The sequence below is a fragment of the Mesorhizobium sp. B2-4-1 genome (assembly GCF_006442185.1).
In the GTDB taxonomy this organism is placed as follows: Bacteria; Pseudomonadota; Alphaproteobacteria; order Rhizobiales; family Rhizobiaceae; genus Mesorhizobium.
This window is the reverse complement of sequence record NZ_VFVN01000003.1, coordinates 583,307-609,927: the sequence shown is the minus strand read 5'-3', so window position 1 is coordinate 609,927 and position 26,621 is coordinate 583,307. Positions and strand designations below refer to the sequence as shown.

The window sequence follows — 26,621 nt, the reverse complement described above, 5'->3', positions numbered from 1 at the left end:
ATGTTGGCTCACGCTAGGCGGCATTGTTAAAGAATCAGGAATCTTCTCGCTGGCTATCCGCCTGATTTCCGCCGGCTTGGTTATCGAATGGTTTTAGGATACGAGGGGGTTAATCCCCGAACGTAACAGGAACCTCCGTCGCTTGGCGCTGAAAAGCGTGGCAGTATCGGCGGGTGATTCGCAGCTTGGGCTCTATGGCAGGCATGGACGACAACAACGATCTTTTCGGCAATCTGGAGAAGCAGCCGCAACCGGTTCGCACACCGGCGCGTCCGGCCGATCCGCTGGTGCAGGCGGCAGCCAAGCGTCCGGCGGCGGCGTCTCGTGACGGCTCAGAGGGCTACAGCGCCGCCGATATCGAGGTACTCGAAGGCCTGGAGCCCGTGCGGCGCCGTCCGGGCATGTATATTGGCGGCACCGACGACAAGGCCATGCACCATCTGTTCGCCGAGGTTATCGACAACTCGATGGACGAGGCGGTTGCCGGCCATGCCACATTCATCGATGTCGAGCTTTCGGCTGACGGCTTTCTCACCGTCACCGACAATGGCCGCGGCATTCCCGTCGATCCGCATCCGAAGTTCAAGAAGCCAGCGCTCGAAGTGATCATGACGACACTGCATTCGGGCGGCAAGTTCGATAGCAAGGTCTATGAAACCTCGGGCGGCCTGCACGGCGTCGGCGTCTCCGTGGTCAACGCACTGTCGGATCATCTCGAAGTCGAAGTCGCGCGCGGACGGCAACTTTACCGGCAGCGCTTCTCGCGCGGCATCCCGGTCAGCGGCCTCGAGCACCTTGGCGAAGTTCACAACCGGCGCGGCACCAGGACCCGCTTCCATCCCGACGAGCAGATTTTCGGCAAGGGTGCCGCGTTCGAGCCAGCGCGGCTCTACCGCATGACACGCTCGAAGGCCTATCTGTTCGGCGGCGTCGAAATCCGATGGACCTGCGATCCTTCGCTGATCAAGGAAAAGGACACCACTCCGGCCAAGGCCGAATTCCATTTTCCCGGCGGCCTCAAGGACTATCTGAAAGCGTCGCTCGGCGACGAATTCCAGGTAACGCGCGAAATCTTCGCCGGCAAGAGCGACAGGCAAGGCGGCCATGGCTCGCTGGAATGGGCGGTGACCTGGTTCGGCGGCGACGGCTTCATCAACTCCTACTGCAACACCATCCCGACCGGCGAAGGCGGCACCCACGAGGCCGGCTTCCGCAACGTCTTGACGCGCGGCCTGCGCGCCTATGCCGACCTCGTCGGCAACAAGCGCGCCTCGATCGTCACTTCGGAAGACGTCATGATCTCGGCGGCGGGCATGCTGTCGGTGTTCATCCGCGAGCCTGAATTCGTCGGCCAGACCAAGGACAGGCTGGCGACGATCGAGGCGATCCGCATCGTCGAGACCGCGATCCGCGACCCGTTCGACCATTGGCTGGCCGACAATCCGCAGGAAGCGTCGAAGCTGCTCGAATGGGTTATCGCACGCGCCGACGAGCGGGTACGACGCCGCCAGGAAAAGGAAGTGTCGCGCAAGAGTGCGGTGCGCAAGCTGCGCCTGCCGGGCAAGCTTGCCGATTGCACGCAGAATGCGGCCGCCGGCGCCGAACTCTTCATCGTCGAAGGCGATTCGGCCGGCGGCTCGGCCAAGCAGGCCCGTGACCGCGCCAGCCAGGCGGTGCTGCCGCTGCGCGGCAAGATTCTCAACGTCGCGAGCGCCGGCAACGACAAGCTGGCCGCCAACCAGCAGATTTCCGATCTGATCCAGGCGCTCGGTTGCGGCACGCGGTCGAAGTATCGCGACGAGGATCTTCGCTACGACCGCGTCATCATCATGACCGACGCCGACGTCGACGGCGCTCACATCGCCTCGCTGCTGATCACCTTCTTCTACCAGGAGATGCCGAACCTGGTTCGCGGCGGACATCTCTATTTGGCGGTGCCGCCGCTCTACTCGATCCGGCAGGGCGGCAAGGTCGCCTATGCGCGTGACGACGCGCACAAGGACGAATTGCTGCGCACCGAGTTCACCGGGCGCGGCAAGGTCGAGATCGGTCGCTTCAAGGGCCTGGGCGAAATGATGGCCGCGCAGCTCAAGGAGACAACCATGGATCCGAGGAAGCGTACGCTGCTCCGCGTCGATGTGATCGATGCCGAGGCCGCCACCAAGGACGCGGTCGATGCGCTGATGGGCACCAAGCCGGAGGCTCGTTTCCGGTTCATCCAGGAACGCGCCGAATTCGCGGAAACGGAAGTGCTGGATATCTGAGCGCAGGCCGGTCGATTAAGGCTTGCGGAGACGCGCGTGTGAGCTGGCAACGGCTGAAAGGCTATTTCGAAGCGGGTCTTGCCGGGCTGACACAGCCGACCCGGTCGGACTGGATCTTCGCCTTGCGCACGGTCTCGGCCGGCCTGATCGCGCTTATGGCCGCCTACGCCCTCAAGCTCGATCACCCGCAATGGGCGATGATGACGGTGTTCATCGTTGCCCAGCCGGTCGCCGGCATGGTGTTGGCGAAAGGCTTTTATCGGTTGCTCGGCACGCTGGCGGGCGGTGTTGCCGCAATTGCCATCACCACTGTCTTCGGCACGAATCCCTGGGTGCTGGTGACGGTGCTTGCCCTATGGATCGGCCTCTGCACCTTCGTCTCGTCGCTGCTGCGTAACCCGGAAGCCTACGGGGCGGCGCTGGCCGGCTATACCGCGATGATCATCGGCTTGCCGGCGTTTGGCCAGCCGCATCTCGTCGTCGACCTCGCGGTCGCGCGCTGTGCCGAGATCGTACTCGGCATTGTCTGCGCCGGCCTGACCAGTCGTCTGATCCTGCCCAAATTAGCCAGCGAGGCCATCATCTCGCGGCTTAAGCGCAGCATTCTCGACCTTGCCACCTATGCCGGCGGCGCCTTTTCCGGCGGCGACACGGCAATGCTTTCCGGCCTGCACCGGAAGCTGGTCGCCGACACCCAGACGCTCGCCGAGATGCGCGCCTACGCCAGGCTGGAGGCCCCGAGCTTCGCGCCGCGCGCCCATCCGGTCCGGCGCACCATCGGACAACTGCTTTCAGCGCTGTCCGCGGCCCGCGCGCTGCATTCACACGCCGCACCGAAGAACGCGGCGCTCATTCCGGTGCGCTCGGAGTTGCAAGCCCTCGTCACTGAAATGGCGGCGACGCCGGGCGCGCTCGACGACACGGCGCCCTGGCTGGCACGGCTCGACGCGATCGGCGCCAAAGCGACGCAGATGCCCGACGCCTTGGCCGACCAGGACGGCGACAGAGTCGGCACCGTCACCCGGCTCACCATCGCCGCCGATTTCGCCGAAGCGCTGAAGCAGACGCTGCGCGGTCTCGATGCCTTGCGTGCGCCCGTCACGCGGCCTTCACGCGAACGCAGCCCCCCGGCGCTGGTTGTACATCGCGACTATCACGGGGCGAGCCGCAACGCGGTCCGCGCGGCACTTGCAACGCTGCTGGTCGCCGCTTTCTGGCTGACGATGAGATGGTCGGAAGCCGCCGGCACGGTCATTCTGGTCGCCGTCGTGTCGAGCTTGTTTGCCGCCCGCCCCGATCCGGTGCGGGTAGCCTGGGGGTTCTTCCAGGGAACGCTGTTGGCTCTGCCCTTTGCCTTTCTCGTCGGCCAGATCGCGCTTCCCGTTTTTCCTGGTTTCGGCTGGTTCATGCTGTTCGTCGTACCGATCCTGGTGCCGGCGGCGCTCGCCATGGCCAATCCCCGCTATGTCGGCGTGGCGACGGCCTTCGCCATCAATTTTCTTGCTTTCCTCAGCCCGCACCAGGCGATGACCTACGACCCGGGCCCGTTCTTCGCCGGCTCGGCCTCGATCCTGGTCGGCATCCTTTTGGCAATCGGCGTCTTCATCATCGTGCTGCCCGCCGACCCATGGCTCGCGGCGCACCGCATCGTGCGGGCCATGCGCGAGGATCTGGCGCGGCTTTGCCTGCACGAGCGCGTGCCGCGGCGTTCAGCCTTCGAGAGCCTCGCCTATGACCGCATCAACCAGCTGATGCCGCTGGTCCAGACCAGCGGCAGGAAGGGTGAAGCGGTTCTGGGCGGCAGTGTCGCCGCCGTCACCGTCGGTCTGGAGATCCTGCGGCTGCGTGCCGCGCAGCAGGCGCACGCCGTTCCGGCCGAGACGTCGCTTTCGATCGCCAACTTCCTGCGTGGACTGGCACGCGAACTGCTCTTCCGCGCCCCGGGCGACCCGCAGACAGCCACCATTGCCGTCGCCCGGCAGTATGCCGCCGGCATCGCCCAGCGAAACGCCACTGGTGAAATGCTCCAGATTGCGGCGTCACTACGGATTGTCGCGGCGGCGATGGAGGATTTTCCGGATTTTTTTTCCAGGGGCAGAGCTTAGGCGAACCTCAACGCGGTTTGGACCTGCGCATGGGCGTCACTGCTTGGGCGGGCTTTGCATCATCGGCAAGATCGACTTTGAAGTGCCCCGCGGCCCGCGAGATAAGGGCTGCGATATCGTCGATGGCTTTCTGAAGTTTTTCCCTGTCAGGCGCACGAGGTATCTGGCCCGAAGGCAATGTATATCTGAAAGTGGTGGCATAAGCCTCCAGCCAAACGAGTGATCCCAACGCCGTTTTCTCGGCGTGGTCGTCCGGAAAGCGTCTTAGAATCTTGTCGAGTTGGTGTGCATCATGACGTTCGATGTGAATGGCCTCCGACGTCGCCAGCGCCCTGATGATCTGCTCAACGGCCTGTTGGCTGAGATAAGCGGCGTTGCGAGACCCTGTTGCGACCAGAATACGCGCATCACTCATACAGCCGTTCGCCAACCGAAGCGCGCTGGCGATAGTCCACTGATCAGACATCTAATCGACGTCCGTCCCGAGCGATGTCATACGCGATCGTATTTCGCGAATCCCAACTTGCAGCCAAAGCGCCCGATGTCGTGGAAAGGATTGTCGCCGGAATTCCGATTTCGTGCTGAATGGTCCAGCCAATGAGTGGGTCGAGAAGTTCTGGTCTGGCATCATCTGGCAAAGCCACGAGGATATCCCAGTCGCTGTCAGGTCGATTGTCGCCGCGTGCTCGGCTTCCAAACAGCCAAATAGAATCGGGATTCATGCGGATCCTGATTTCATCGATCAGCGGCCTGATCTCGATCGGCACCGGAAGATGCTTTGAGGACGAGTGGCTCATGCGCGAAACATAATACCATTCTTTTGCGCCGACAACGCAATGGCATCAAGCCCGCCCAAAGGGGCTAAGCGGCGGCAATCGCCAGCGCATGGCCGCGCGCATTTTCACGCAACGCAGCGAGATGGATCGACTTGATCAGCGCGGCGAGATCGCCTTCCGCGGACTGTCCGCCCAATTCCTTCAGCATCAGCCAGCTGACTTCCTGCACGCCGGCGACGCGCTTGCCGTTGGCGACCTCTCGCCAGATTTTCAGCGCGCGCAAGATGACCGCGTGCGTGGCGGCAGCCAGGCCGGCACTGCGGAACAGCGCCTGCAAGGCCACGTCGTGTCCGCCGGCCAGCAGCGCCCTCACTCTTTGGGCGGACTGCTGGCTGAGCGCGACCAGCGCCGAGCCGAAGAAGTCGACCTTGCCATGCGCGATGGTGCGAATGAGGAAGCTCGCGGTGAGATCGCCGCGTAGCCTGAGATGCTCGATCAGTGCTGCATGTTCTTCCTGGCGCGTGCCCTCGATCAGCGTCACGCAGGCCTTAACGCAGGCGTCGCGCATGACGCGGTCGGCCCGGGCGGCTCCCATCAAGGCCATGACCAGCGGCGAGGTCTTTAGCATCTCACCGAGCTTGACGAGCAGCATGTGCCGGCAGTCGGCAGGCAGGCGTGCATCCGATATAAGCGCCTCGCGCACCAGCGGCAGATGGCCGTGGCGCTCGGCCATGCGGCGGAAACTCAACGAAGCGATATCGGCGCCGCTGTTGGCCAAAAGCACGGCGCAGGCCTCCGCCTCGCCGATCTCTGCGATAGCCGCCGACAGCGCCATCGAGACCAATGGCCGATCGGCGATCAGTTTTTGCGTCGCCTTCGGACCTGAAGCCACGCGATTGATCAGGTCTGCGTCGGTAAGCAGTGGCGATCGCGTCAGCACGACGCCGGCGACTTCCGGCTGGTCGGAAGCAAGCGCGCTGATGATCTGGGGCGGTGCGTGATGGCTCATGGACAGCGGCTCGGCCATCGCCAGCCGTACCTTCGACGATGCGTCGTCGAGCAGCAAGGTCAGCGCCGCCTCGGCGGCGCAGCGATCCTCGAACGGCAATTCCGCGTCGACATAGGCGCGGGCGAGCGCGCTTGCCGCCGCGGCGCGCTCCGATACCCTGGCCGTGTAGATCCATTTCAGGAAATGCGAGACAACAACCATACCGCCTGCTTCGCCCCTTGCCGGAAGGTTTCCGACCCCGTGCCGAACGTTAGGCCGAATTGGTTTATGAAGCGTTCACCATGTTCGTTAACTGGCTTGCGAGCGCTGGATGCAGCGCCTATCAACCGTCCAGCAGCGGAGGAGAATGAAATGGCTGGGCTTTATCTCGAGGAGTTCGTCGTCGGCCATGTCTTCCAGCACACGCTGCGCAAGACTGTCACCGAAAGCGACAACATGCTGTTCTCGGTGATGACGCTGAACCCGCAGCCGCTGCATATCGACTTCGATTTCGCCGCCAGGAGCGAATGGGGCAAGCCGCTGGTCAACTCGCTGTTCACGCTCGGCCTGATGATCGGCATTTCGGTTAACGACATCACCGTCGGTACGACGGTCGCCAATCTCGGCATGAAGGAAACGGTGTTTCCGCATCCGGTCTTCCATGGCGACACCATCCGCGTCGAGACCACTGTCGTCTCGGTGCGCGAATCCAGGTCGAAGCCCGATCGCGGCATCGTCGAGTTCGAACATCGGGCCTATAACCAGAACGGCGACCTCGTCGCCAAATGCACGAGACAGGCCATGATGCTGAAGAAGGTAGCCTGATGCGTTCGCTGCTGTTCGTTCCCGGCGATTCCGAGAGGAAGCTGGAGAAGGGCTTTGGCGCCGGCGCAGACGTGGTCATTGTCGACCTCGAGGATTCGGTGGCGCCCCAAAACAAGGCATCGGCGCGAATGACCGCGGCGCGCTTCATCGCCAGCCACAGGGCGAAAACAAGGTCGGCAATCTACGTCAGGGTCAACGACCTTTCGACGGGATTGACGGACGACGATCTTGCGGCGCTTATCCCGGCAAAACCCGACGGCGTCATGCTGCCCAAATCGGCTGGCGGCCAGGATGTCCAGCACCTCTCGGCAAAGCTCAGGCTGCGCGAAGCGGAGAACGGCCTGGCCGACGGCGCGACAAAAATCCTGCCGATCATTACCGAAACACCGGCGGCCGTGCTGGCGGCGGCGAGCTACGCCGGGGCAAGCGCGCGACTTGCCGGGCTGACCTGGGGCGCGGAAGACCTGTCGGCGGCGATCGGCGCGCGCACCACCCGCGACCAACATGGCCGTTACACCGAAATATTCCGCTTCGCTCGCGCCATGACCATTCTCGCCGCCGGCGCGGCGGAAGTCGCGGCGATCGACACCGTCTTCCCGAATTTCCGCGATATGGCGGCCTTCGAGGCCGAATGCAGGGAGGCCGAACGTGACGGCTTCACCGGCAAGATGGCGATCCACCCTGATCAGGTGCCGGTCATAAACGCCGCCTTCACGCCCTCGGTGGAAGCGGTGCAACAGTCGGCGGCAATTGTCGCGGCATTCCAGGCGGCGGGAAATCCCGGCGTCGTCGGCATCGACGGCAAGATGTATGACCGGCCGCATCTGCGGCTGGCCGAGCGGCTTCTGGCACGCGCCCGGGCAGCCGGAATCTCCGCCTGACCGCTACCAGACCAACGGGATCAGGCGGTAGCGGACATGGGCCGCATAGTCGTCATAGCCGCGCAGGCCGGTGCGAAGCGTTTTTTCCTCGATGAATGTGCGGATGGCCAAGAGAACGATGAACACGACGACCAGTGCCAGCCCCCACCAGGAGCCGAGCAGGAGAGCCGTGCCGGCAAAGAAGAGGATGGCGCCGGCATACATGGGATGGCGCACATAGCTATAGGGACCCGTTGTGATCACTTGCTGTCCGCGCTCCGCCTGGATCTTCACGACGGGCGCCGCGAAGCTATTCTCCAGCATCGTCAGATAGCTGATCCATAGTCCGACCAGCAGAACCAGCGCACCGATCGCCTGTACCCAGACCGGAACGACGGACCAGCCGAAGCGGTAGTCGAAACCCATGAAGGCCAGCCAGGCAAATATGCCGAGCAGGAGTATGCTCAACAGAACCTTGTCGGCCGCGGTCTGGTCCTTCTGGATGGGAGAGCTCAGCCGTTCGTTCATCAGCCCGGGATCGCGCCGGGCCAGCGTCACGCCAAGGGTCAGGCTCAGCCCGGTCATCACCGCCAGATATACCCAGGCTCCCGGCCAGGTCAGCGTACCCGCTGTCAGGAAAAGCAGCGCGCCCATGGCGCCGAACCACACGAACGTCTGGAGGATCAATCTCGAGACCATGATCAACCTTCCATGATATTTGCCGTCGGCATTTACCAGCAACAGACTACCGCCGACCCTCAGCGGACTATCGCCCATCCCGCGCCTGGACGAAACGGTCCTGGTGTGCAGAAGGTTTCGTCATGCCGCGTCATCAAGCTCAGGGCGCGTCGTGATGACGGCTCGCCGTCAGGAAAGCACAGTGACTGGGCCCCCTTGCGGGCTAATCCTTGCCCCAACGCGGCCGGCGCATCGAAAACACTTCGTTGACGCTGGCATAATCCATGTAGCCGAGGCGAGCGACATTGCCGGCCTTGCTGATATCGAACAGGCCGTCTTTCAGGTAGGCATCGTCAATATGCACGCCGATCACTTCGCCGGCCACGACGACGGCGCTGGTCGGCGTTCCGTCCAGGGCCTTTGGCCGGAACACTTCGGTCACCTTGCATTCGAGTGCGGCGGGTGCGGCCGCCACGCGCGGCGGCGCGACAAGACGCGACGGCGCCATGGCGAGGTCGGCATAAACGAACTCGTTGACGCCGCGCGGCGCGTCGACCGACGTCCGGTTCATCTTCTCGGCGAGATCGCGGCCGACCAGATTGGCGACGAACTCGCCGGTCTCCTCAGCGAAGGAGGCACTGTCCTTCTCGCCCTCGGAGGAAAACCAGACGATGAAGGGCCTTGTCGAAACGGCATTGAAGAAGGAATAGGGCGCGAGGTTGATCTCGCCGGCCCCGTTAAGGGTCGAGATCCAGCCGATCGGGCGCGGCGCCACGATCGCCTTCGACGGATCATGCGGCAGTCCGTGCCCCTTTGACGGCTCGTAGAACACTTACCCCGCCCAGGGCCCGGCATAGTCCGCATAAAGCTTTGCCGGATCGGGGCGCGGCCGCTCCGGCGCCGGGCCGCCATAGGAGCCGATATGGACGAAGCCGATGACGCGCTCTTGCGGCGCCAGCCCCAGGATCGCCCTGCCTTCCGGCACGTCTGAATACCAGTTGCTGATCATGTTGGTGCCATAGCCCAGTGCGTTGGCAGCAATCATCAGGTTCATCGCCGCCATGCCGCCGGACAGGAACATCTCCCATTGCGGGATTTTTGGATTTTCCTTCGGCACCGACACCACGCCGATGACCAGCGGCGCGCGCGAGAAGCGCGCCAGCTCCTGGTTGCGGCGGCCATCCGGTAAAGGTCCCTCCCGCTGTTCGGCAAGGGCCGCCAGCTTCCTGCCGATTTCGATGCGGGCATCACCGCGATAAAGAATGAAGCGCCAGGGCTCGAGCCGGCCATGATCGGGCACGCGCGTGGCCGCGGCGATCATCGTGGCGATCTCGGCGTCGCCGGGCGCGGGCTCCTTCAAGTCCGGTATCGGCGCTGAATTGCGGGTCAGCAGGAAGTCGATGATCGGGGACGCCATGGGCGCAAGTCTCCTAAGTTCGATTTTGAGCTGAAGCGCGCCATGGGAATGCGGGGCGGCTCGGGCATCGACGCGGGCGCGCCAGGCTGGAGAGTCGTATCGGTCGGACTCTTAAGCCTTGAAATTGCCACCGCCATGGGCTTCAACGCAAGGCATGTTTGAGGGGACTTTGCGTCTTTTCCTGATCTGGGTCTGCACCCTGCTGCTCATGGCGCCGGTTTCCTTTGCCGTGGCGCAGAATGTGGATGGCGTCAGCGACCTGAAGCTTCCCGGAATTTCGAGCTATGCGACGCCGAAAGGCGAGACATCGCTGGCGCTGGGCGGCGGCGGCGCCATCACCTTGTCCGCGCAGTTGACCGACAAGGGAGGCGATATCACTCGCGGCATCGTCTGGCGCGTCTTCAAGCCGGAGGCCGTCAACGGCAAATTGCCGATGGTGGCTTCCGCCCATGGCGGCACGGCGGTCTTCCAACTCGAACCCGGCAGCTATCTGGTTCACGCTTCCTACGGCCGGGCCGGCGCCACCAAGCGCATCACCGTCGGCAAGGACGCCAAGCGCGAGAGCCTCGTGCTCGATGCCGGCGGCCTGAAGCTCGATGCCGTCCTTTCGGGAGGGGCGCGCATCCCGCCAAAGAAGCTGCGCTTCTCGATCTATGAGGGCAATGCCGAACCCAATGGCGATCGCGCGCTGATCATTCCCGACGTCGAGCCCAACAGCGTCGTGCGTCTCAATGCCGGCATCTACCACGTGGTCTCGACCTATGGCGCGGTCAATGCCGTCATCCGCTCCGACATTCGCGTCGAGGCCGGCAAGCTGACCGAAGCCACCGTCGAGCATCACGCCGCCGAGATTACCTTGAAGCTGGTGCGTGAAGCGGGCGGTGAAGCGATCGCCGACACATCATGGTCGCTGCTCAACGAATCCGGCGATCCGATCAAGGAAACCGTCGGCGCCTTCGCCTCCATGGTTCTGGCCGAAGGCGATTACACCATCATCGCCAAGAACCGCGACCGGATCTACCAGAAGGATTTCACTGTCGTGGCCGGACAGAACCAGGAAATCGAGGTTCTCGCGACGGAAGCCGCCGCGATGGATCCGGAAGAAGGCGCGGATTAGTCAATTCCGGAAAGCCTCGGGCCGCTTTCCTTCGGATCTCCACGAAATGGACCTACGCCGCCAGCTTGGCTCGTGCCGGCAGGAATGGAATCCGGCGGCGAGGAACCGGCGGCGCCAGATCGAAGACGCCTCTATAGAGGCGCTCGAGCAGCGCCTTGCGGTCGCGCACGGGCTCCAGTTCGTTCCAGTTCAGCACATCGCCGACACGCACGTCGATCGACTTGCCGGAAAGCCGGGCGAACCCGTGGATAAGCAGCGAAATGCGCAGCGTCAGCGATGCCTTGCCGACGAACTTCGCCACGCGCCCGTCGCGCTCGGCCATGTTCATGGGGCCGCTGACCAGATGGAACAGCCTGCCGTTCTGGCCGGAGAAATGCATCGGCACTACGGAAGCCTTGGCATCCTGCACGAGACGGGCCGGAAACATCTTCCATGGCAGATCGCGTGCCTGGCCAAAACCTTTCGGCGCGGTGGCGACGCCGCCGGCCGGAAACACCACGATGGTGACACGTTCTTTCAAGAGCCGCACAGCCTCGTGACGCACCGCCATGTTGTTCTTCAGAGCGTCCTTGGTCTCGGAAAAGTCGATCGGCAGCGAGTAGGGCTCCATCTCGCTGATCTTGAGCAGATCCTTGTGGATCATGACCCGGAACGGCCGCCCAAGCTGCTCGGCCAGCGACAGCACGGCAATCCCGTCGCCGATGCCAAAGGGATGATTGGCGACGATCACCAGCGGCGTGTCAGGCAGGGTCTGCGGCGGCCATTGGTCGGGGGTTCGCACCCGCACATCGATCAATTCGAGCATGCGGCTGAACACGCGCTCGCCGGACGGGACCACCTGGCGGCGCCAAAAATCATAAAGCGCTGCAAAACGGTCGCGTCCGGACAGGCCTTCGATGGAATGGATGACCCACCGCGTCAGCGCTGGCTGTCGGGGATTAGCATAGGAAAGCTCGGGAAACGGTTTTTCACGCAATTTCAGCTTGAGCATGAGGGCTTGTTACAAGACTGCCGTGACAGGGATGTGAAAATGGAGGGATGTGAAGACGGTGCGATATGGAAATGGCGGTGGACTGCTCCACCGCCATTCCGCTTGAAATACTACCGGGTCAGGCCGCAGGTTTGCGTCGGCGATCGGGCGTGATCGCTTCTTCGGTCAGCTGCGCGACCGCTTGGGCGAGACCCAGCGACTCCTGATCGCGCGATCCGAGGCGGCGCATGTTGACCGTCTGCTCTTCCGCCTCGCGCTTGCCGCAGACGAGGATGACCGGAACCTTGGCTAGGCTGTGCTCACGGACCTTATAGTTGATCTTCTCGTTGCGCAGATCCGCCTCGGCGGACAAGCCCGCGGCTTTCAGCTTCGCCACCACTTCGTTCGCATAGCCGTCGGCGTCCGAAGTGATCGTCGCCACCACTACCTGCAGCGGCGCGAACCACAGCGGGAAATGGCCGGAATAGTTCTCGATCAGGATGCCGAGGAAGCGCTCCATCGAGCCGCAGATGGCACGGTGCACCATGACAGGCTGTTTCTTCTCGGAATCCGAGCCGATGTAGAAGGCACCGAAACGCTCCGGCAGGTTGAAGTCGACCTGCGTGGTGCCGCATTGCCATTCGCGGCCGATGGCATCCTTCAGCACATATTCGAACTTCGGCCCGTAGAAGGCGCCCTCGCCAGGATTGATCGAGGTATTGATGCGGTTGCCCGATCGCGTCCTGATCGTCTCCAGCACGCCGCTCATGATCGCTTCGGCGTGATCCCAGGCTTCGTCGGTGCCGACGCGCTTGTCCGGCCGGGTCGACAGCTTCACGCTGATTTCGTCGAAGCCGAAATCGGCATAGGTCGACAGAATCAGATCGTTGATACGCAGGCACTCCGACGCCAGTTGCTCCTCGGTGCAGAAAATATGCGCGTCATCCTGCGTGAAACCGCGCACGCGCATCAGCCCGTGTAGCGCGCCCGACGGCTCATAGCGATGCACATTGCCGAATTCCGCAAGCTTTACCGGCAGGTCGCGATAGGATTTCAACCCGTGCTTGAATATCTGCACATGGCCAGGACAGTTCATCGGCTTCAGCGCGAACACGCGGTCGTCATCGGTGTCGTCGCCGGCAACCGTGACCTTGAACATGGCGTCGCGGTACCAGCCCCAATGGCCCGACGTCTCCCACAGGCTCTTGTCGAGCACCTGCGGTGCGTTGACCTCCTGGTAGCCCTGCTCGTCGAGGCGGCGGCGCATGTAGTTGACCAGGTTCTGGAACATCTTCCAGCCCTTGGCATGCCAGAAGACGACACCGGGCCCCTCTTCCTGGAAATGGAACAAATCCATCTCGCGGCCGAGCTTCCTGTGGTCGCGCTTTTCGGCTTCCTCCAGCATTGTCTGGTAGGCGTCGAGCTGCGCCTGATCAGCCCACGCCGTGCCGTAGATGCGCGTCAGCATCGGGTTGTTCGAATCTCCGCGCCAATAGGCGCCCGCCACCTTCATCAGCTTGAAGGCATTGCCGATCTGCCCGGTCGAGGCCATATGTGGACCGCGGCAAAGGTCGAACCAGTCGCCTTGCGCGTAGATCTTGAGATCCTGATCGTCAGGAACGGCGTCGATCAGTTCCAGCTTGTAGCGCTCGCCCCTGTCGGCAAAGACCTTTTTGGCCTTGTCGCGCGACCAGACTTCCTTCGTGAACGGCTTGTTGCGCGCAATGATCTCGCGCATCTTCTTCTCGATCACCGGGAAGTCGTCCGGAGTGAACGGCTCGTTGCGGGCGAAGTCGTAGTAGAATCCGTTCTCGATCACCGGCCCGATGGTCACCTGCGTTCCCGGCCATATCTCCTGCACGGCCTCCGCCAGCACATGTGCCGCGTCATGGCGGATGAGTTCCAGCGCGCGCGGATCGTCGCGGGTGATGATCTCGATCTTGCCGGACTTGCCGAGCGGGTCGGAGAGATCGCGCACGGTACCGTCGATGGCATAGGCCACGGCCTTCTTGGCCAGCGACTTGGAGATCGATTCGGCAAGGCCTGCACCGGTCATCGCCGCATCGTAGTCGCGCACGGAGCCATCGGGAAATGTCAGGGAAACGGCATTCAGCATCAGGTATTCTCCTATCCAGTCCCGCAAACGAGCGCGGGTGGTGAAATGCAGGTCGTCAGCCGTTCGAGGCTGCGGCCTGCCAGATAGCCGGAGGCGTCCGGCGGCGGCAGTCTTTTATGGGCAGATGCCGCCGCCGTAAAGCCTCGGCTATTTAATCAGCAGCGGCAGGTCCTTCAGGAAGGCCGCGCGCGTCGCGAGCCCCTTCGGCATATCGCTCCGCTTCGTATCGACGACGAGCCGGGCAAACACGATCTGGCGGCCGTTTTTCTGCGCCCAGCCGACGAACCAGCCGAGTGAACGCCTGTCCTTGCCGCCCTCGCCGACCCTGGTGCTGCCCGTCTTGCCCTGGACGGTCCAGTCGCCGGCCTTGAAGCTGGGTAGGATGGCTTTCGTCATGTCGTGAGCCTTGGCCGAGACCGGCATCTTGCCGGCGAGGAGCTTACGCAGGAAATCGACCTGCTCGACCGGCGTGATCTTGAGCGAGGAGTTCACCCAGGAATGAGTCAGGCCGTCATTCTTGCCGGGATCGCCGGAAACGTCCGCATTGCCATAGCCGAACTTCGAGACGTAGCCGGCAAAGCTCTCCGGTCCAAGCCGGCGGGTGATCTCGCGTGAATACCACAGCACCGAGTCCCGCTCCCAGATCATCGGATCGACGGTCTTGTGGTCCCGCTTGACCGCCTTGAATTCAGGTTTGTAGTCCCAGCTCGGCGTGTGCTCGTCGCTTAGTATGCCGGCATCGTAACCGATCAGCGACAGCGGCACCTTGAACGTCGAGGCCGGGCTGAACCGCTGATCGCAGACGCCGTTTTGGTAAAGCGTCTTGCCGCTCTGCGCATCGGCGATCAGCGTGCATTGCACATCCCCGAGCGGCGCCGACTGCGCGCGCATCGGAAATCCCAGAAGCCAGGCAAGCAGGAACAGGACTCCGGCAAGGATGAAGGGAAGACGGTCGACATTGCGCATTGGATGCTCGCTCCAGAGGGGGGTTCGGCGAGCGGCTTAGCGAGGTCTCTTGTCTCGATTTTGTCTCAAATTCGCAGTTGTTGTGCAGGCTGCCGTTAACCCTACCAGATCGTAAACGGTTGAACTGACCGGCAGTCAGCTTCGCGCCTCGTCGTGGTTGCCGCCGATCCGCCAATATCGCCACGGCGTAAACCAGACATACCGATCCGCCAGAACCTCCGGAACAAGGTCGACGCCATGGGTGCCGAATGGTCCGCAGCGCAGAACCCTGAAAAATCCCATCCAGCCGCCGGCCCAAAGGCCATGGCGGGCGATCGCCTCATGCGCGTATTCCGAGCAGGTCGGCAGGTGACGGCAGGAATTGCCGATGAAGCTGGACAGCGTCAGTTGATAGAGGCGCACCAGCGACGTGCCCAACACCCGGCCGGGGGTCTTGCGCCACGGGCCGGACCAGTTGCGGCCTTGCCGCGGCGGCCCGGCTGTATGTGTATGCCCATGCTGGTCGCCCACTGCGATCTCCGTCTTTCGACACGATAGATGTGGGCTTCATCGGGAGAACGCAATCCCGCCCCTGCTTGCTGAGCTTTCACGGGCGGAAGCGGCGAAGTGGCTGCCGATCAGCCGGCAGTGCCCATCGGCGGGGGCTAGACTGCTCTTCGTGGTGCTTCCGACGGGTCCTTTCGTCACGCCACTGATAGGTTGCAATCCGCATCACATCGCCAAAAATCTCTAGCAACTGGATCATGGCCGTATCTCCTTGACGACGAGTAGACCGCCGCTGGCCTTCGCCTTCAAACGAGTATAATTTCCACTTCGGATAATCCTGGGTTATGCGAATGAAGCGTGGGCGACTGCCGCTGACGGCCTTGAGGAGCTTTGAAGCAGCCGGGCGGCACCTGAGTTTCAGCAGGGCGGCCGAGGAGCTTTTCGTCTCGCAGGCAGCGATCAGCCGGCAGATCCGCGAGCTCGAGATCTTTCTGCGCCGGCCCCTGTTCGAACGTCACCATCGCCGCGTCGAACTGACCGATGCGGGCCGCCGGCTGCTCAGTCAGCTGGTCAGGAGTTTCGACGCCATCGACGCCCTGCTTTCCGAGTTGGTGGCGGCTCCCGCGCAGACAGTGGTTCGCGTCAGCGTCGAGCCGTCTCTGGCATCGGTATGGCTGGTGCCGCGGCTCAACCGTTTTCGCCAATTGCGGCCCGACATCGACGTCGCGCTCGAAGTCGATCCAAGGCTGATTGAGTTTCGCGGCGACCAGCCTGAACTTGCGTTACGCTTCAGTGCGCATGCTGCCTCGTGGCCGCGCAGCGAGGCCGAGCAGCTTGCCTCGACGGTCGATTCACCGGTTCTGTCGCCGGCGCTGCTTGCCGCGGGGCCTCCCCTCGACAAGCCGGCCGACCTTGGCCGCTATACGCTGTTGCATGAGGAAAACCGACAGGGTTGGGCGCGCTGGTTTGAGGCGGCTGGTGTGCCTGCCGACGCCGTGCCCGCGCGCGGTCCCATGCTGGCGGATGCATCGCTTTCGAAGCAGGCCGCCCTGCTCGGACACGGCGTGGCGCTGGGCGATCTCCTGCAGATCGGCGAAGAACTCGCCTCCGGCACGTTGGTCAAGCCGTTCGACATCGACGTCGCGTCCGGCGCCTATTGGCTGGTGGCCAGAAGCCTGCGCGATCTCCCCGAGCCAGCCGCCGCCTTCGCCGACTGGGTGAGAAGCGAATTCGCCGAAAGCAGACGGCTCCAATAGGCCGCCAAATGGGCTATCAGGCGGCTTCTTCGGCGCGCTTCTTCTCGATCTGACCGATCGCGTCGACCACCGCGTCGAAGGTCAACATGGTCGAGGCATGGCGCGCCTTGTAGTCGCGCACCGGTTCCAGATATTTGAGATCGGCGAAGCGGCCTTCCGGCGGCGCTCCGTTCTCTTTCAGCATTTTCAGCATGGTCTCGCGCACCGCGCGCAATTCGTCGGCCGTAGCGCCAACCACATGCTGCGCCATGATGGAGGACGAGGCCTGGCCGAGCGCGCAGGCCTTCACGTCATGTGCGAAATCGGTAACCACGCCGTCTGCCATATTGAGATCGACGGTAACGGTAGAGCCGCACAATTTGGAATGTGCCCTCGCGCTGGCGTCGGGATGATCGAGCCGGCCGATCCGTGTGATATTTCCGGCAAAACCGAGAATTTTCGCATTGTAGACGTCGTTGATCATTATTTTCCAGTCCGTCGCCGCCAAGCGAACAGCGTTTGCCGCTGACGCGTCTTTCTTTCGCTCGTCATGACCATATATAATGGTGGCAGTCCGGTATCGACAAGGCGACGAAAAGCCCACGTCTTTGCCGCAGTTTGCTCACGCCGCTTACGGGGCTGGAAACCGGGCGAGTTTCCGACGCCGAAAGGTCGTGGTCCGTTCAACTCGTTCCTCCTGAGAGAGGGACTACGGGAGACGCCTTTATGGATGCCGTTATCAAAAAGTTCATGCCCCAGTCGGCCTACATGGAAAAGCCCGTCACCGACCGGCCGAGCGAGGCCGAGGTCGAGGCTGCGGTCCGCACGCTTTTGCGCTGGACCGGCGACAACCCCGATCGCGAAGGGCTGGTCGACACGCCCAAGCGGGTGGCCAAGGCCTATCGGGAAATGTTCGGCGGCTATGACATGTGCCCGGCCGAAGAGCTTGGCCGCACCTTCGAGGAAATGGCTGGTTACGACGATCTTGTCATCGTCAAGGACATCCAGTTCCATTCGCATTGCGAACATCACATGGTGCCGATCATCGGCAAGGCCCATGTCGGCTATCTGCCGGACGGCAAGGTCGTCGGCCTGTCCAAGATCGCGCGCGTGGTCGATATCTTCGCCCACCGCCTGCAGACCCAGGAAGCCATGACCGCGCAGATCGCCGGCGTCATTCAGGATGTGCTCAATCCGCGCGGCGTTGCCGTGATGATCGAGGCCGAGCACATGTGCATGGCCATGCGCGGCATCCGCAAGCAGGGCTCCACCACGCTGACCTCGACCTTCACCGGCGTGTTCAAGGATACTCCCGAAGAACAGGTTCGTTTCGTCACCATGGTGCGTGGCGGTGGGGTGTAAGCCGCCTCGCCCGGCATCGTCGGGACCATGATTCCGAAAGTGGCTACCGGTTTTCGGATAATCATGGTCAAACAGGAAGATAGCCCGGCGATGTCGGCACTGGAATTTCCGAAGGCTCCCTCAGACAAGAAATCGCTGGAAGAAGGCGCGGTGTTTTCACCGCGCTTCGATGTCGCCGGCCTGGTCACCGTCGTCGTCACCGATGCGGCAGACGGCGTGCTTTTGATGGTCGCGCACATGAATGCGCAGGCTCTGGCGTTGACGCTTGAAACAGGTATCGCCCACTACTGGTCGCGTTCGCGCAATGCGCTGTGGAAGAAGGGCGAAACGTCAGGCAATCTCCAGCATGTCATCGAGGTGCTCACGGATTGTGACCAGGACGCCATATGGTTGCGCGTCAAAGTGCTAGGCCACGACGCAACTTGTCACACAGGCCGGCGTTCCTGCTTCTATCGGACGGTGGGGCTGATCGACGGCAAGGCGATGCTTGCCGACGATGGCAGCGAGCCCTTGTTCGATGCGGAAAAAACGTATCGGAAGCTCCCGTGAATAACCAGCTTGAACCTTTTGCCCGCAGCCAACCACATAGATTCACCATTTCGATACGGCCCGCCTATATATTAGCTGTGGGACAAGGGAGATCATGATGCTCGAGTGGGCGTCATTGCGTAACAGAGCGGACGTACGAGAGGCGAATGGTCCCGCTTCGTCCGGCGGCGCGGCCGAAACAACATCACCAAAGAAAACTGGCATCTCGCTTGCACTGGGCGGCGGTTGCGCAAGAGGCTGGGCGCATATCGGCGTGCTGCGCGCGCTCGATGAAGCCGGCATCGAGGTTTCGATGATTGCCGGCACCTCGATCGGCGCGCTGGTCGGCGGCTGTTACCTCGCCGGAAAACTGGACGAGTTGGAAGAGTTCGCCCGCAGCCTGACCAGGCGGCGCATCTTCGGCCTGCTCGATCTAAACCTGCGCGGCAGCGGTCTGTTCGGCGGCATGAAGCTGGATGCTCGCCTGCGTGAGCATGTGGCCGGCATTCGCTTTGAGGATTTGTCCAAGCCGTTCGTCGCGGTCGCTTCCGAAATCCGCACCGGCCATGAGATTTGGCTGTCGAACGGTTCGCTGATAACAGCCATGCGCGCTTCCTATGCCTTGCCCGGCGTGTTCGAGCCGGTGACTTGCAATGGTCGCGTGCTGGTCGACGGAGCTTTGGTCAATCCGGTGCCGGTGTCGGTCTGCCGTGCCTATGAGCAGCCGCTGGTTGTCGCGGTCAACCTTCATTACGACCTGTTCGGCCGTGCCGCCGTCATCAAGCATAGCGCCGGCGAACTGGTCGTCGAGAACGATGCGCCGCGCAGTGGCCAATTCGACCCTGAGCACCGGGCACATCAGACGCGGCTTGGCATCACCGGCGTCATGGTCGAGGCCTTCAACATCATCCAGGATCGAATCTCGCGCGCCAGGCTTGCCGGCGATCCGCCCGACATGTCGCTGCAGCCCAAGCTCAGCCACATCGGCCTGACCGAATTCCACCGCGCCGACGAGGCGATCCAGATCGGCTATAGGGCGACGATGGCACAGATCGGCGAACTGACCCGGCTTCAGACGGTTCTCGCCTGATCAAAGACGCATCAGGCGCGTGCCGCGTCGACGATGCGGAACTGCACGCTGCGATTGCCGTTCCAGTAATTGCCCGACAATGAGCCGGCGACGTGGATCGTCTTACCACGGTTCTTGAACAGGAAGTCGCCGAGCACCGTGTCGACGGCACGAAAGGCGATCGCCTGGATGCGACCGCCACTGCCCGACTGGAGGTCGGCGCGGATGTGGTTGGTGCCGACCAGCCGGGCGTCGGCCAGCCGATGGCGAGGCAGCGCGAAAACAGGCGCGACATGCCCTGCACCGAACGGGCCGGCCTTTTCCAGCGCATCCAGCAAGGCCAGCGTCGCACCCTCGGCGGCAAGCGCGCCGTCGATCGCCAGGCTTTCCTCGTCTTGCAATCGGAACACGTCGGCTGCTGCGCGCTCCTCGAAAAATGCCCTGAGCTCGCCGAGCCGCGTGCGCTCGACGGTAATGCCGGCTGCCATGCCATGGCCGCCGCCCTTGACGATCAGCCCGGCATCTGCGGCTTCGCGCACCAGCCGGCCGAGATCGAAGCCCGACACCGAGCGACCTGAACCGGTGCCGGTGCCGGTGGCGTTGAAGGCGATGGCGAAGGCCGGCCGTCGGGCATGGTCCTTGAGCCTGGAGGCAAGCAGGCCGACGATGCCGGGATGCCAGTTGGTGCTAGCGGTAACGACGATGGCCGGCCCGCTGCCGCCGGCAAGCTCGGCATCGGCCTCGGCACGCGCCGCGGCCAGCATCTCGTGTTCCATCAGCTGCCGCTCCTGGTTGAGCCGATCGAGCGTCTCGGCGATGGTGCGGGCCTCGACCGGATCGTCGGTCGCAAGCAGCCGGCTGCCGAGGGCGGCGTCGCCGATGCGCCCGCCGGCGTTTATGCGCGGTCCGATCAGGTAGGCCAGATGGAAGGTGCTGAGCGGCTCGCCGACGCGCGAGACCCGCGCCAGCGCAGACATTCCCTCGTTCTTCTGCTGGCGCGCCACTTGCAAGCCCTTGACGACGAAGGCACGGTTGACGCCGGTGAGCGGCACCACATCGCAGACCGTGGCCAGCGCCACGAGATCGAGCAGCGAGAGCAGGTCCGGCGGCGTGGCGTCGGCCAGCCGGCCGCGCAGGACCTTGGCCGTCTGCACCAGCGCGAGAAAAACCACTCCGGCGGCGCAGAGATGGCCCTGCCCGGAAAGGTCGTCGTCGCGGTTGGGGTTGACCACCGCGTGTGCCGCCGGCAAGGCGCCGCCGACCTGATGATGGTCGAGCACCACGACATCGGCACCGGCGGCATTGGCCGCGTCGATGGAAGCCGCGCTGTTGGTGCCGCAATCGACGGTGACGATCAGCGTCGCGCCGCGCGAGATGAGCTCGCGCATGGCTTCGGGATTGGGACCGTAACCCTCGAAGATACGATCGGGAATGTAGATTTCCGACGATATCGAGAAATGCGCGAGGAAGCGTTTGAGCAAGGCCGACGAGGCGGCGCCATCGACATCGTAGTCGCCGAAGATCGCCACCTTCTCCCGGGCCATCACCGCGGCGGCTATTCGAATGGCCGCCTTGTCCATGTCGGTCAGCGAAGCCGGGTCCGGCAGCAGGTCGCGGATCGTCGGGTCGAGAAAGCGCTCCGCCTGTTCCGCCGTCACGCCACGTCCGGCAAGCACGCGCGCGACGATATCGGGCACGCCGTGCCCCTGTGCGATGGCAAGCGCGACCATGTCCTGCCGCTCGGTCAGCCGATGTTCCCAGGAAACACCGGTGGCCGACTGTCGGACATCGAGAAAAAGGCGTCTCTCGCCCGTCATGCGAGGCGACGTTTGCGGATGATCATTGCCCACAATATGCGACGGCCAGTCAGGAATGCATCAAAACTTTTCCAGGTCCTGATGCCGGGCCTTGATCTCGCGCACGGTGCGCGACGACGAGCGCAGCACGATCGTGTGCGTTGTGATGTAGTTGCGGCCGAACTTGACCCCTGCCAGCATGTTGCCGTCGGTGACGCCGGTGGCCGCGAACAACACATCGCCGCGCGCCATGTCCTCGGCCCGGTAGACCCGCTTCGGGTCGGCAATACCCATCTTGCCGGCGCGGGCGACCTTTTCGGGCGTATCGAGGATCAAGCGGCCCTGCATCTGGCCACCCGTGCAGCGCAGCGCCGCCGCGGCCAGCACGCCCTCCGGCGCGCCGCCAATGCCGAGATAGATGTCGATGCCGGTTTCCTCGGGATCGGTGGTGTGGATGACACCGGCGACGTCGCCATCGCCGATCAGCCGGATTGCCGCCCCGGTGGCGCGCACGGCGTCGATCAGCTTGCCATGGCGCGGACGGTCGAGGATGCAAGCGGTAACGTCGGACACCGCGACGCCCTTGGCCTTTGCCAGGCTGGCTATGTTTTCGGCCGGCGAGGCATCGATGTCGATGACGCCCTCGGCATAGCCCGGGCCGATGGCGATCTTGTCCATGTAGACGTCGGGCGCGAACAGCAGGCTGCCCTTCTCGGCGATGGCGATGACGGCCAGCGCGTTGGGCAGGTTCTTGGCGCAGATCGTGGTGCCTTCCAGCGGGTCGAGCGCAATGTCGACCGCCGGGCCTTTGCCGGTGCCGACCTCCTCTCCGATATAGAGCATCGGCGCCTCGTCCCGCTCGCCTTCGCCGATCACCACCGTGCCCTTGATGGCGAGGCGATTGAGCTCCTGGCGCATGGCGTCCACCGCGACCTGGTCGGCGGCCTTTTCGTCACCGCGTCCGCGCAGCCTGGCGGCCGCGACGGCGGCGCGTTCGGTGACGCGCACCAGTTCCATGGTGAGTATCCGGTCAAGTCCGGCGATAATGTTGTGGGCCACGTTCATCAGGTCGATCCTCGTTCGCATGCCACCTCCCGCCGGAGGCGCGCCTCTTGTGTCAAACGAGCATGACAACGGCAAGACCTCTCGAAGGTTTTCTCGAAAAGCCTGCAATATCAATCGATTAAACTATGGATAGCACGATTCCGGCGAACTTGGGCCGCTTTCCAAGTAGGTATCGAGATCTAAAACACGGCCAGATATTTCAATAGCGAAACGATGCCGATGATGATGACGATGATCTGCGCGATCTGCCGCATCCTGGCGTCCAGCGGCAATCGCTGAATGAGGTAAAGCACCAGAATGATCACCAGGAACGTGATCAGGATGCCGATCAGGACGGAAGAAGCCATAGTGCTCCCCTGGAAATTGCTCGACGGACAGGTAAGCCGGCAAAAACCGGCTCGGTCGTTACCGGATCAATACCAGCGGCGCTGGCTGTCATTCATCGACTGGCCAACGGCGAGGCCGGCCAGAAAACCCAGCAGCCCGATGACGCCGACCACTGCCGTCGTCGTGCCCGGGTTTTCACGCGCGACCTCCGAGACCGCCTGGGCGTGGCTGCGCAACTGCTGAGCCGTTCGCGACGCACGGCTCGCCGCGCTGTCGTAGACGTCGGATGCCTGAGCCGAGGCCTCGTCAACCAGTTCCGCACCTCGCTCCGAAAGGCTCTTGTTGATCCTGGTGATCTCCTTGCGCAGGTCGGCGATCTGCTTTTCGAGCGTCTTTTGGATGTCGTCGATCTGGGGGGTGTCGGATTTCGATGTTTCGGCCATTGGCATTCCCTCGGTTTGCACCTCGTGAGAACGGCGCTGGCCGGGATTGGTTCCGGCGAGCCAGGCAGCGGCATCGGCCGCAACAGTATCGTCGCAGCAATCCAGTGGTGCGCGACGGAAGGAAATATCTATCCTGCCCGTTCGATCCGGATGACCTGCGGCTTGTCGGTCAGGTGACCATCCTTGGTGATACCGTCCACGGCCTTGCGCACCGCGGCTTCGGTGGTCTCGTGGGTGACGAGGATCACCGTCTTTTGCGCCGCCACTTCGCCGCTGATCGCGTGCTGGACGATCGATTCCAGCGAGATATCGTTATCGGCCATGCGCTTGGCGATGGCCGCGAACACGCCAATGCGGTCATGCACGGTCAGCCGGATGAAATAGCCGCCGGCATGGCTGCGCATCTGCGCCTTCTTGTAAGGCTTCAATTCCCTCGCCGGCCTGCCGAAGACCGGGCCGTGCTGGAAGCCGGGACGGCTCTTTGCGATATCGGCGATGTCGCCGATGACGGCCGAGGCGGTGGCATTGCCGCCGGCGCCGGGGCCGGAGAGCAGCAGTTCGCCGAGGATGTCGGTCTCGATCGCCACCGCATTGATGACGCCGTGGACCTGCGCGATCACCGAGGCTGTCGGCACCATGGTTGGATGCACGCGCTGCTCGATGCCGCTGTCGGTGCGCTGGGCAACGCCAAGCAGCTTGATCCGGTAGCCGAGATCGCCGGCCGCACGGATATCGGCCTGGGTGATGTTGGAGATGCCTTCCATGTAGATGTCGTTGGCGGCGATCTTGGTGCCGAAGGCCAGGCTGGTCAGGATCGACAGCTTGTGCGCGGTGTCATGGCCCTCGATGTCGAAGGTCGGGTCGGCCTCGGCATAGCCCAGCCGCTGCGCGTCCTTGAGGCAGGCATCGAACGAGATCCCTTCGGCCTCCATACGGGTCAGGATATAGTTGCAGGTGCCGTTGAGAATACCGAAGACGCGGGTGACCGAGTTGCCGGCCATCGCCTCTCGCATGGTCTTGATAACGGGAATGCCGCCCGCCACCGCGGCCTCGTAGTTGAGCAGCACGCCCTTCTTCTCGGCGATCTCGGCCAGTGCGACACCATGTTTGGCCAGCAGCGCCTTGTTCGCCGTAACGACATGACGGCCGGCCTCGAGCGCCGTCTTCACAGCCGCAAACGCTGGCCCCTCGTCGCCGCCGATCAGCTCGACGAAAACGTCGATCTCGGCGGCCTGCGCCATCTTGACAGGATCGTCGAACCATTTCGCGGCATTGAGATCGACCCCGCGGTCGCGCTTGGGATCACGCGCCGAAACCGCCGACACGACGATGTCGCGCCCACACTGCCGTGTCAGTTCCGCCGCCTTGTCGCGCAGCACGCGCGCCACTGACGCGCCGACCGTGCCGAGGCCGGCAATTCCAACACGCAGAGCTTCAGCCATGGCCGGCGATGTCCCCCGAAAGATCAAACGAAATTGTGTGCGGAAAGCTTACCGATGGGCGGAAAGCGGCACGACATTGTTGGGTTGCTTGGCGCTGGTCGCCAGGAAGCGCTTGATGTTGCGCGCCGCCTGCCGGATCCGGTGCTCGTTCTCGACCAGCGCGACACGCACGAAATCATCGCCATGTTCGCCGAAGCCGACGCCTGGCGCCACCGCAACGTCGGCATGTTCGATGAGCAGCTTGGAGAATTCGAGCGAGCCGAGATGGCGGAACGGCTCCGGAATCGGAGCCCAGGCGAACATGGACGCAGCCGGAGCCGGAATGGTCCAGCCCGCGCGGCCGAAAGCATCGACCATCACGTCGCGCCGCTTGTGGTAGATGTCGCGCACTTCGGCGATGTCGGCGCCGTCGCCGTTGAGCGCGTGCGCGGCCGCCACCTGGATCGGGGTGAACGCACCGTAATCGAGATAGGATTTCACCCGGGTCAGCGCCGAGATAAGCCGCTCGTTGCCGACCGCAAAGCCCATGCGCCAGCCGGGCATGGAGAAGGTCTTCGACATGGAGGTGAACTCGACGCAAACGTCGATCGCGCCCGGCACCTGCAGCACCGAAGGCGGCGGATTGCCGTCGAAATAGATCTCCGAATAGGCAAGGTCCGACAGGATGATGATGTCGTTCTTCTTCGCGAACGCCACCACGTCCTTGTAAAAATCGAGCGAGGCGACCAGCGCCGTCGGGTTCGACGGGTAGTTGAGGATCAGCGCCAGCGGCTTCGGAATCGAATGGCGGATGCCGCGCTCGACCGCCGGGATGAAACCGTCATCGGGTTCCACCTGCAGCGACCGGATGACGCCGCCCGACATGATGAAGCCGAAAGCATGGATCGGGTAGGTTGGATTCGGGCACAGGATCACGTCGCCAGGGGCGGTGATCGCCTGCGCCATGTTGGCGAAGCCCTCTTTCGAACCCAGCGTTGCCACCACTTGCGTATCGGGATCAAGCTTCACGCCGAAGCGGCGCTGATAGTAAGCGGCCTGGGCGCGGCGCAGGCCCGGAATGCCGCGCGAGGAGGAATAGCGATGGGTGCGCGGATCGCGCACCACTTCGCACAACTTGTCGACGATTGCCTTGGGCGTCGGCAGGTCCGGATTGCCCATGCCGAGGTCGATGATGTCGGCGCCGCGCGAGCGGGCGCTGGCCTTGAGCCGGTTGACCTGCTCGAAGACATAGGGCGGAAGCCGGCGGACCTTGTGAAACTCTTCCATGGCAGTTCCAGACATCACTTGGCGTTTGGCAAGGCGCACCGTGTCGGCAAGTGCCTTGGGCGCGCGCTATATACTTATTTGCAGGTAGGGTCGAGGGTGGGGTCGCATTTGCCTTCGATCTGCTTCAGCGTCTGCGCGCCATGCTTGCTGGCCAGGTCCGTCAGCGCCGCCTGATTGGTGACGTTGGGGGCGCCGCCATTGGCTGCCTGCGCGCTTTCGTCCCCCTTCAATTCCGCGAGCCTGGCATTCCTCTCGGCATCGGTGAACTGTTTGGCCGCTACTTTCGGCGGGATGTTCAGGTTCGGAAAGGTGCCGGTATCCTTCGGTCCCGCTGATGTGGCGATGGGCACCGGGCCGCTGGTATTGGTGCTCGAGCAGGCCCCAAGGCACAGCAGGGCAATTGCCGCACCGATGCGGCAAAAACGACCGGCGCCGAAAAAAACAGTCTCGCCAATGTTAATCGTCATATTGTTTCCTTGGCAGCCGGGGTAGAGCGAGGTTGGACCCAGTCGGATGTCCC

At 63.2% G+C, this 26,621-nt stretch carries 27 protein-coding genes; 9 read left to right on the top strand and 18 right to left on the bottom strand.

Features of this window, described 5'->3' with window-relative positions:
* Positions 1-203 precede the first annotated feature (203 nt).
* Both parE and FJ949_RS11505 read left to right on the top strand, forming a co-directional pair.
* On the top strand, positions 204-2,264 hold the full coding sequence (parE, locus tag FJ949_RS11510) for a DNA topoisomerase IV subunit B (RefSeq protein ID WP_140495843.1): 2,061 nt from the start codon (positions 204-206) through the stop codon (positions 2,262-2,264).
* A 38-nt stretch (positions 2,265-2,302) separates the two neighbouring features.
* On the top strand, positions 2,303-4,369 hold the full coding sequence (locus tag FJ949_RS11505) for an FUSC family protein (protein ID WP_140495842.1): 2,067 nt from the start codon (positions 2,303-2,305) through the stop codon (positions 4,367-4,369).
* Between the two features lie 7 nt (positions 4,370-4,376).
* Here FJ949_RS11505 and FJ949_RS11500 read toward each other — a convergent pair whose 3' ends face one another.
* The 3 genes from FJ949_RS11500 to FJ949_RS11490 form a co-directional block, all read right to left on the bottom strand.
* A complete protein-coding gene (locus tag FJ949_RS11500; RefSeq protein WP_140495841.1) occupies positions 4,377-4,835 on the bottom strand; it encodes a HEPN domain-containing protein in 459 nt (152 codons plus the stop codon).
* Positions 4,828-5,136, bottom strand: a complete 309-nt coding sequence (locus tag FJ949_RS11495; RefSeq protein WP_224646996.1) for a nucleotidyltransferase domain-containing protein — start codon at positions 5,134-5,136, stop codon at positions 4,828-4,830. The genes FJ949_RS11500 and FJ949_RS11495 overlap by 8 nt, the downstream gene beginning before the upstream one ends.
* A 94-nt stretch (positions 5,137-5,230) precedes the next feature.
* Positions 5,231-6,355 carry a DUF2336 domain-containing protein gene (locus FJ949_RS11490; RefSeq protein ID WP_140495839.1) on the bottom strand — a complete coding sequence of 375 codons (1,125 nt, stop codon included), beginning with the start codon at positions 6,353-6,355 and terminating at the stop codon, positions 5,231-5,233.
* Between the two features lie 150 nt (positions 6,356-6,505).
* Between FJ949_RS11490 and FJ949_RS11485 the strand changes: the two genes are divergently transcribed.
* Together FJ949_RS11485 and FJ949_RS11480 are read left to right on the top strand one after the other, a co-directional pair.
* Positions 6,506-6,958, top strand: coding sequence for a MaoC family dehydratase (locus tag FJ949_RS11485; protein WP_140495838.1), 453 nt, complete (start codon positions 6,506-6,508; stop codon positions 6,956-6,958).
* Entirely contained in the window at positions 6,958-7,839 is an 882-nt protein-coding gene (locus FJ949_RS11480) for a CoA ester lyase (RefSeq protein WP_140495837.1), read from the top strand. Before FJ949_RS11485 ends, FJ949_RS11480 begins: the two co-directional genes overlap by 1 nt.
* Before the next feature lie 3 nt (positions 7,840-7,842).
* Here FJ949_RS11480 and FJ949_RS11475 read toward each other — a convergent pair whose 3' ends face one another.
* The 3 genes from FJ949_RS11475 to FJ949_RS11465 all read right to left on the bottom strand — a co-directional run bounded on the left by FJ949_RS11475 (position 7,843) and on the right by FJ949_RS11465 (position 9,913).
* The gene (locus FJ949_RS11475; RefSeq protein ID WP_140495836.1) at positions 7,843-8,517 is read right to left on the bottom strand and encodes an isoprenylcysteine carboxylmethyltransferase family protein; all 675 of its coding nucleotides are present in this window, start codon (positions 8,515-8,517) and stop codon (positions 7,843-7,845) included.
* Positions 8,518-8,719: 202 nt separating this feature from the next.
* Positions 8,720-9,328 carry a flavin reductase family protein gene (locus FJ949_RS11470; RefSeq protein ID WP_140495835.1) on the bottom strand — a complete coding sequence of 203 codons (609 nt, stop codon included), beginning with the start codon at positions 9,326-9,328 and terminating at the stop codon, positions 8,720-8,722.
* Entirely contained in the window at positions 9,329-9,913 is a 585-nt protein-coding gene (locus FJ949_RS11465; protein WP_140495834.1) for a nitroreductase, read from the bottom strand.
* 154 nt (positions 9,914-10,067) lie between these two features.
* On the opposite strand from FJ949_RS11465, the gene FJ949_RS11460 reads away from it, so the two are divergent.
* Complete coding sequence (locus tag FJ949_RS11460) at positions 10,068-11,030, top strand: hypothetical protein (protein WP_140495833.1); 963 nt, start codon at positions 10,068-10,070, stop codon at positions 11,028-11,030.
* 52 nt (positions 11,031-11,082) lie between these two features.
* On the opposite strand, the gene FJ949_RS11455 is transcribed toward FJ949_RS11460, so the two are convergent.
* From FJ949_RS11455 to yidD, 4 genes are all read right to left on the bottom strand, one after another.
* Positions 11,083-12,021, bottom strand: a complete 939-nt coding sequence (locus FJ949_RS11455; RefSeq protein ID WP_140495832.1) for a GNAT family N-acetyltransferase — start codon at positions 12,019-12,021, stop codon at positions 11,083-11,085.
* 118 nt (positions 12,022-12,139) lie between these two features.
* Positions 12,140-14,116 carry a threonine--tRNA ligase gene (gene thrS / locus FJ949_RS11450; protein ID WP_140495831.1) on the bottom strand — a complete coding sequence of 659 codons (1,977 nt, stop codon included), beginning with the start codon at positions 14,114-14,116 and terminating at the stop codon, positions 12,140-12,142.
* A 147-nt stretch (positions 14,117-14,263) separates the two neighbouring features.
* A complete protein-coding gene (blaOXA, locus tag FJ949_RS11445) occupies positions 14,264-15,082 on the bottom strand; it encodes a class D beta-lactamase (protein ID WP_140495830.1) in 819 nt (272 codons plus the stop codon).
* Positions 15,083-15,217: 135 nt separating this feature from the next.
* Positions 15,218-15,592: a membrane protein insertion efficiency factor YidD gene (gene yidD, locus FJ949_RS11440; protein ID WP_140495829.1), complete on the bottom strand. Its 375-nt coding sequence runs from the start codon at positions 15,590-15,592 to the stop codon at positions 15,218-15,220.
* Between the two features lie 326 nt (positions 15,593-15,918).
* Here yidD and FJ949_RS11435 point away from each other — a divergent pair, with 326 nt between their 5' ends.
* Positions 15,919-16,824 (top strand): LysR substrate-binding domain-containing protein, encoded by a 906-nt coding sequence (locus FJ949_RS11435; RefSeq protein ID WP_140495828.1) that lies wholly within the window; start codon positions 15,919-15,921, stop codon positions 16,822-16,824.
* Between the two features lie 16 nt (positions 16,825-16,840).
* On the opposite strand, the gene FJ949_RS11430 is transcribed toward FJ949_RS11435, so the two are convergent.
* Positions 16,841-17,287: an iron-sulfur cluster assembly scaffold protein gene (locus tag FJ949_RS11430; RefSeq protein ID WP_140495827.1), complete on the bottom strand. Its 447-nt coding sequence runs from the start codon at positions 17,285-17,287 to the stop codon at positions 16,841-16,843.
* A 242-nt stretch (positions 17,288-17,529) separates the two neighbouring features.
* Here FJ949_RS11430 and folE point away from each other — a divergent pair, with 242 nt between their 5' ends.
* The 3 genes from folE to FJ949_RS11415 all read left to right on the top strand — a co-directional run bounded on the left by folE (position 17,530) and on the right by FJ949_RS11415 (position 19,783).
* On the top strand, positions 17,530-18,165 hold the full coding sequence (folE, locus tag FJ949_RS11425; protein ID WP_140495826.1) for a GTP cyclohydrolase I FolE: 636 nt from the start codon (positions 17,530-17,532) through the stop codon (positions 18,163-18,165).
* A 90-nt stretch (positions 18,166-18,255) separates the two neighbouring features.
* Positions 18,256-18,714 (top strand): phosphoribosyl-AMP cyclohydrolase, encoded by a 459-nt coding sequence (hisI, locus tag FJ949_RS11420; protein ID WP_140495885.1) that lies wholly within the window; start codon positions 18,256-18,258, stop codon positions 18,712-18,714.
* Positions 18,715-18,811: 97 nt separating this feature from the next.
* Complete coding sequence (locus FJ949_RS11415; protein ID WP_140495825.1) at positions 18,812-19,783, top strand: patatin family protein; 972 nt, start codon at positions 18,812-18,814, stop codon at positions 19,781-19,783.
* A gap of 11 nt (positions 19,784-19,794) precedes the next feature.
* Here FJ949_RS11415 and recJ read toward each other — a convergent pair whose 3' ends face one another.
* From recJ to FJ949_RS11380, 7 genes are all read right to left on the bottom strand, one after another.
* The gene (gene recJ, locus FJ949_RS11410; RefSeq protein ID WP_140495824.1) at positions 19,795-21,579 is read right to left on the bottom strand and encodes a single-stranded-DNA-specific exonuclease RecJ; all 1,785 of its coding nucleotides are present in this window, start codon (positions 21,577-21,579) and stop codon (positions 19,795-19,797) included.
* Between the two features lie 60 nt (positions 21,580-21,639).
* A complete protein-coding gene (gene glpX / locus FJ949_RS11405) occupies positions 21,640-22,623 on the bottom strand; it encodes a class II fructose-bisphosphatase (RefSeq protein WP_140495884.1) in 984 nt (327 codons plus the stop codon).
* A gap of 179 nt (positions 22,624-22,802) precedes the next feature.
* Positions 22,803-22,970, bottom strand: a complete 168-nt coding sequence (locus FJ949_RS11400; protein WP_140495823.1) for a Thivi_2564 family membrane protein — start codon at positions 22,968-22,970, stop codon at positions 22,803-22,805.
* 66 nt (positions 22,971-23,036) lie between these two features.
* Positions 23,037-23,393: a hypothetical protein gene (locus tag FJ949_RS11395; RefSeq protein ID WP_140495822.1), complete on the bottom strand. Its 357-nt coding sequence runs from the start codon at positions 23,391-23,393 to the stop codon at positions 23,037-23,039.
* Between the two features lie 128 nt (positions 23,394-23,521).
* The gene (locus FJ949_RS11390) at positions 23,522-24,835 is read right to left on the bottom strand and encodes a homoserine dehydrogenase (RefSeq protein WP_140495821.1); all 1,314 of its coding nucleotides are present in this window, start codon (positions 24,833-24,835) and stop codon (positions 23,522-23,524) included.
* A gap of 48 nt (positions 24,836-24,883) precedes the next feature.
* Positions 24,884-26,101 (bottom strand): LL-diaminopimelate aminotransferase, encoded by a 1,218-nt coding sequence (locus FJ949_RS11385; protein ID WP_140495820.1) that lies wholly within the window; start codon positions 26,099-26,101, stop codon positions 24,884-24,886.
* Positions 26,102-26,175: 74 nt separating this feature from the next.
* Entirely contained in the window at positions 26,176-26,568 is a 393-nt protein-coding gene (locus FJ949_RS11380; protein ID WP_140495819.1) for a hypothetical protein, read from the bottom strand.
* Positions 26,569-26,621 lie beyond the last annotated feature (53 nt).

Coding starts and splice junctions, on each gene's coding strand:
- parE (WP_140495843.1), top strand. CDS start 204: ATGGACGACAACAACGATCTTTTCGGCAATCTGGAGAAGCAGCCGCAA.
- FJ949_RS11500 (WP_140495841.1), bottom strand. CDS start 4,835: ATGTCTGATCAGTGGACTATCGCCAGCGCGCTTCGGTTGGCGAACGGC.
- FJ949_RS11490 (WP_140495839.1), bottom strand. CDS start 6,355: ATGGTTGTTGTCTCGCATTTCCTGAAATGGATCTACACGGCCAGGGTA.
- FJ949_RS11485 (WP_140495838.1), top strand. CDS start 6,506: ATGGCTGGGCTTTATCTCGAGGAGTTCGTCGTCGGCCATGTCTTCCAG.
- FJ949_RS11480 (WP_140495837.1), top strand. CDS start 6,958: ATGCGTTCGCTGCTGTTCGTTCCCGGCGATTCCGAGAGGAAGCTGGAG.
- FJ949_RS11475 (WP_140495836.1), bottom strand. CDS start 8,517: ATGGTCTCGAGATTGATCCTCCAGACGTTCGTGTGGTTCGGCGCCATG.
- FJ949_RS11465 (WP_140495834.1), bottom strand. CDS start 9,913: ATGGCGTCCCCGATCATCGACTTCCTGCTGACCCGCAATTCAGCGCCG.
- FJ949_RS11460 (WP_140495833.1), top strand. CDS start 10,068: ATGTTTGAGGGGACTTTGCGTCTTTTCCTGATCTGGGTCTGCACCCTG.
- FJ949_RS11455 (WP_140495832.1), bottom strand. CDS start 12,021: ATGCTCAAGCTGAAATTGCGTGAAAAACCGTTTCCCGAGCTTTCCTAT.
- thrS (WP_140495831.1), bottom strand. CDS start 14,116: ATGCTGAATGCCGTTTCCCTGACATTTCCCGATGGCTCCGTGCGCGAC.
- blaOXA (WP_140495830.1), bottom strand. CDS start 15,082: ATGCGCAATGTCGACCGTCTTCCCTTCATCCTTGCCGGAGTCCTGTTC.
- FJ949_RS11435 (WP_140495828.1), top strand. CDS start 15,919: ATGAAGCGTGGGCGACTGCCGCTGACGGCCTTGAGGAGCTTTGAAGCA.
- FJ949_RS11430 (WP_140495827.1), bottom strand. CDS start 17,287: ATGATCAACGACGTCTACAATGCGAAAATTCTCGGTTTTGCCGGAAAT.
- folE (WP_140495826.1), top strand. CDS start 17,530: ATGGATGCCGTTATCAAAAAGTTCATGCCCCAGTCGGCCTACATGGAA.
- hisI (WP_140495885.1), top strand. CDS start 18,256: ATGTCGGCACTGGAATTTCCGAAGGCTCCCTCAGACAAGAAATCGCTG.
- FJ949_RS11415 (WP_140495825.1), top strand. CDS start 18,812: ATGCTCGAGTGGGCGTCATTGCGTAACAGAGCGGACGTACGAGAGGCG.
- recJ (WP_140495824.1), bottom strand. CDS start 21,579: ATGACGGGCGAGAGACGCCTTTTTCTCGATGTCCGACAGTCGGCCACC.
- glpX (WP_140495884.1), bottom strand. CDS start 22,623: ATGAACGTGGCCCACAACATTATCGCCGGACTTGACCGGATACTCACC.
- FJ949_RS11400 (WP_140495823.1), bottom strand. CDS start 22,970: ATGGCTTCTTCCGTCCTGATCGGCATCCTGATCACGTTCCTGGTGATC.
- FJ949_RS11395 (WP_140495822.1), bottom strand. CDS start 23,393: ATGGCCGAAACATCGAAATCCGACACCCCCCAGATCGACGACATCCAA.
- FJ949_RS11390 (WP_140495821.1), bottom strand. CDS start 24,835: ATGGCTGAAGCTCTGCGTGTTGGAATTGCCGGCCTCGGCACGGTCGGC.
- FJ949_RS11385 (WP_140495820.1), bottom strand. CDS start 26,101: ATGGAAGAGTTTCACAAGGTCCGCCGGCTTCCGCCCTATGTCTTCGAG.
- FJ949_RS11380 (WP_140495819.1), bottom strand. CDS start 26,568: ATGACGATTAACATTGGCGAGACTGTTTTTTTCGGCGCCGGTCGTTTT.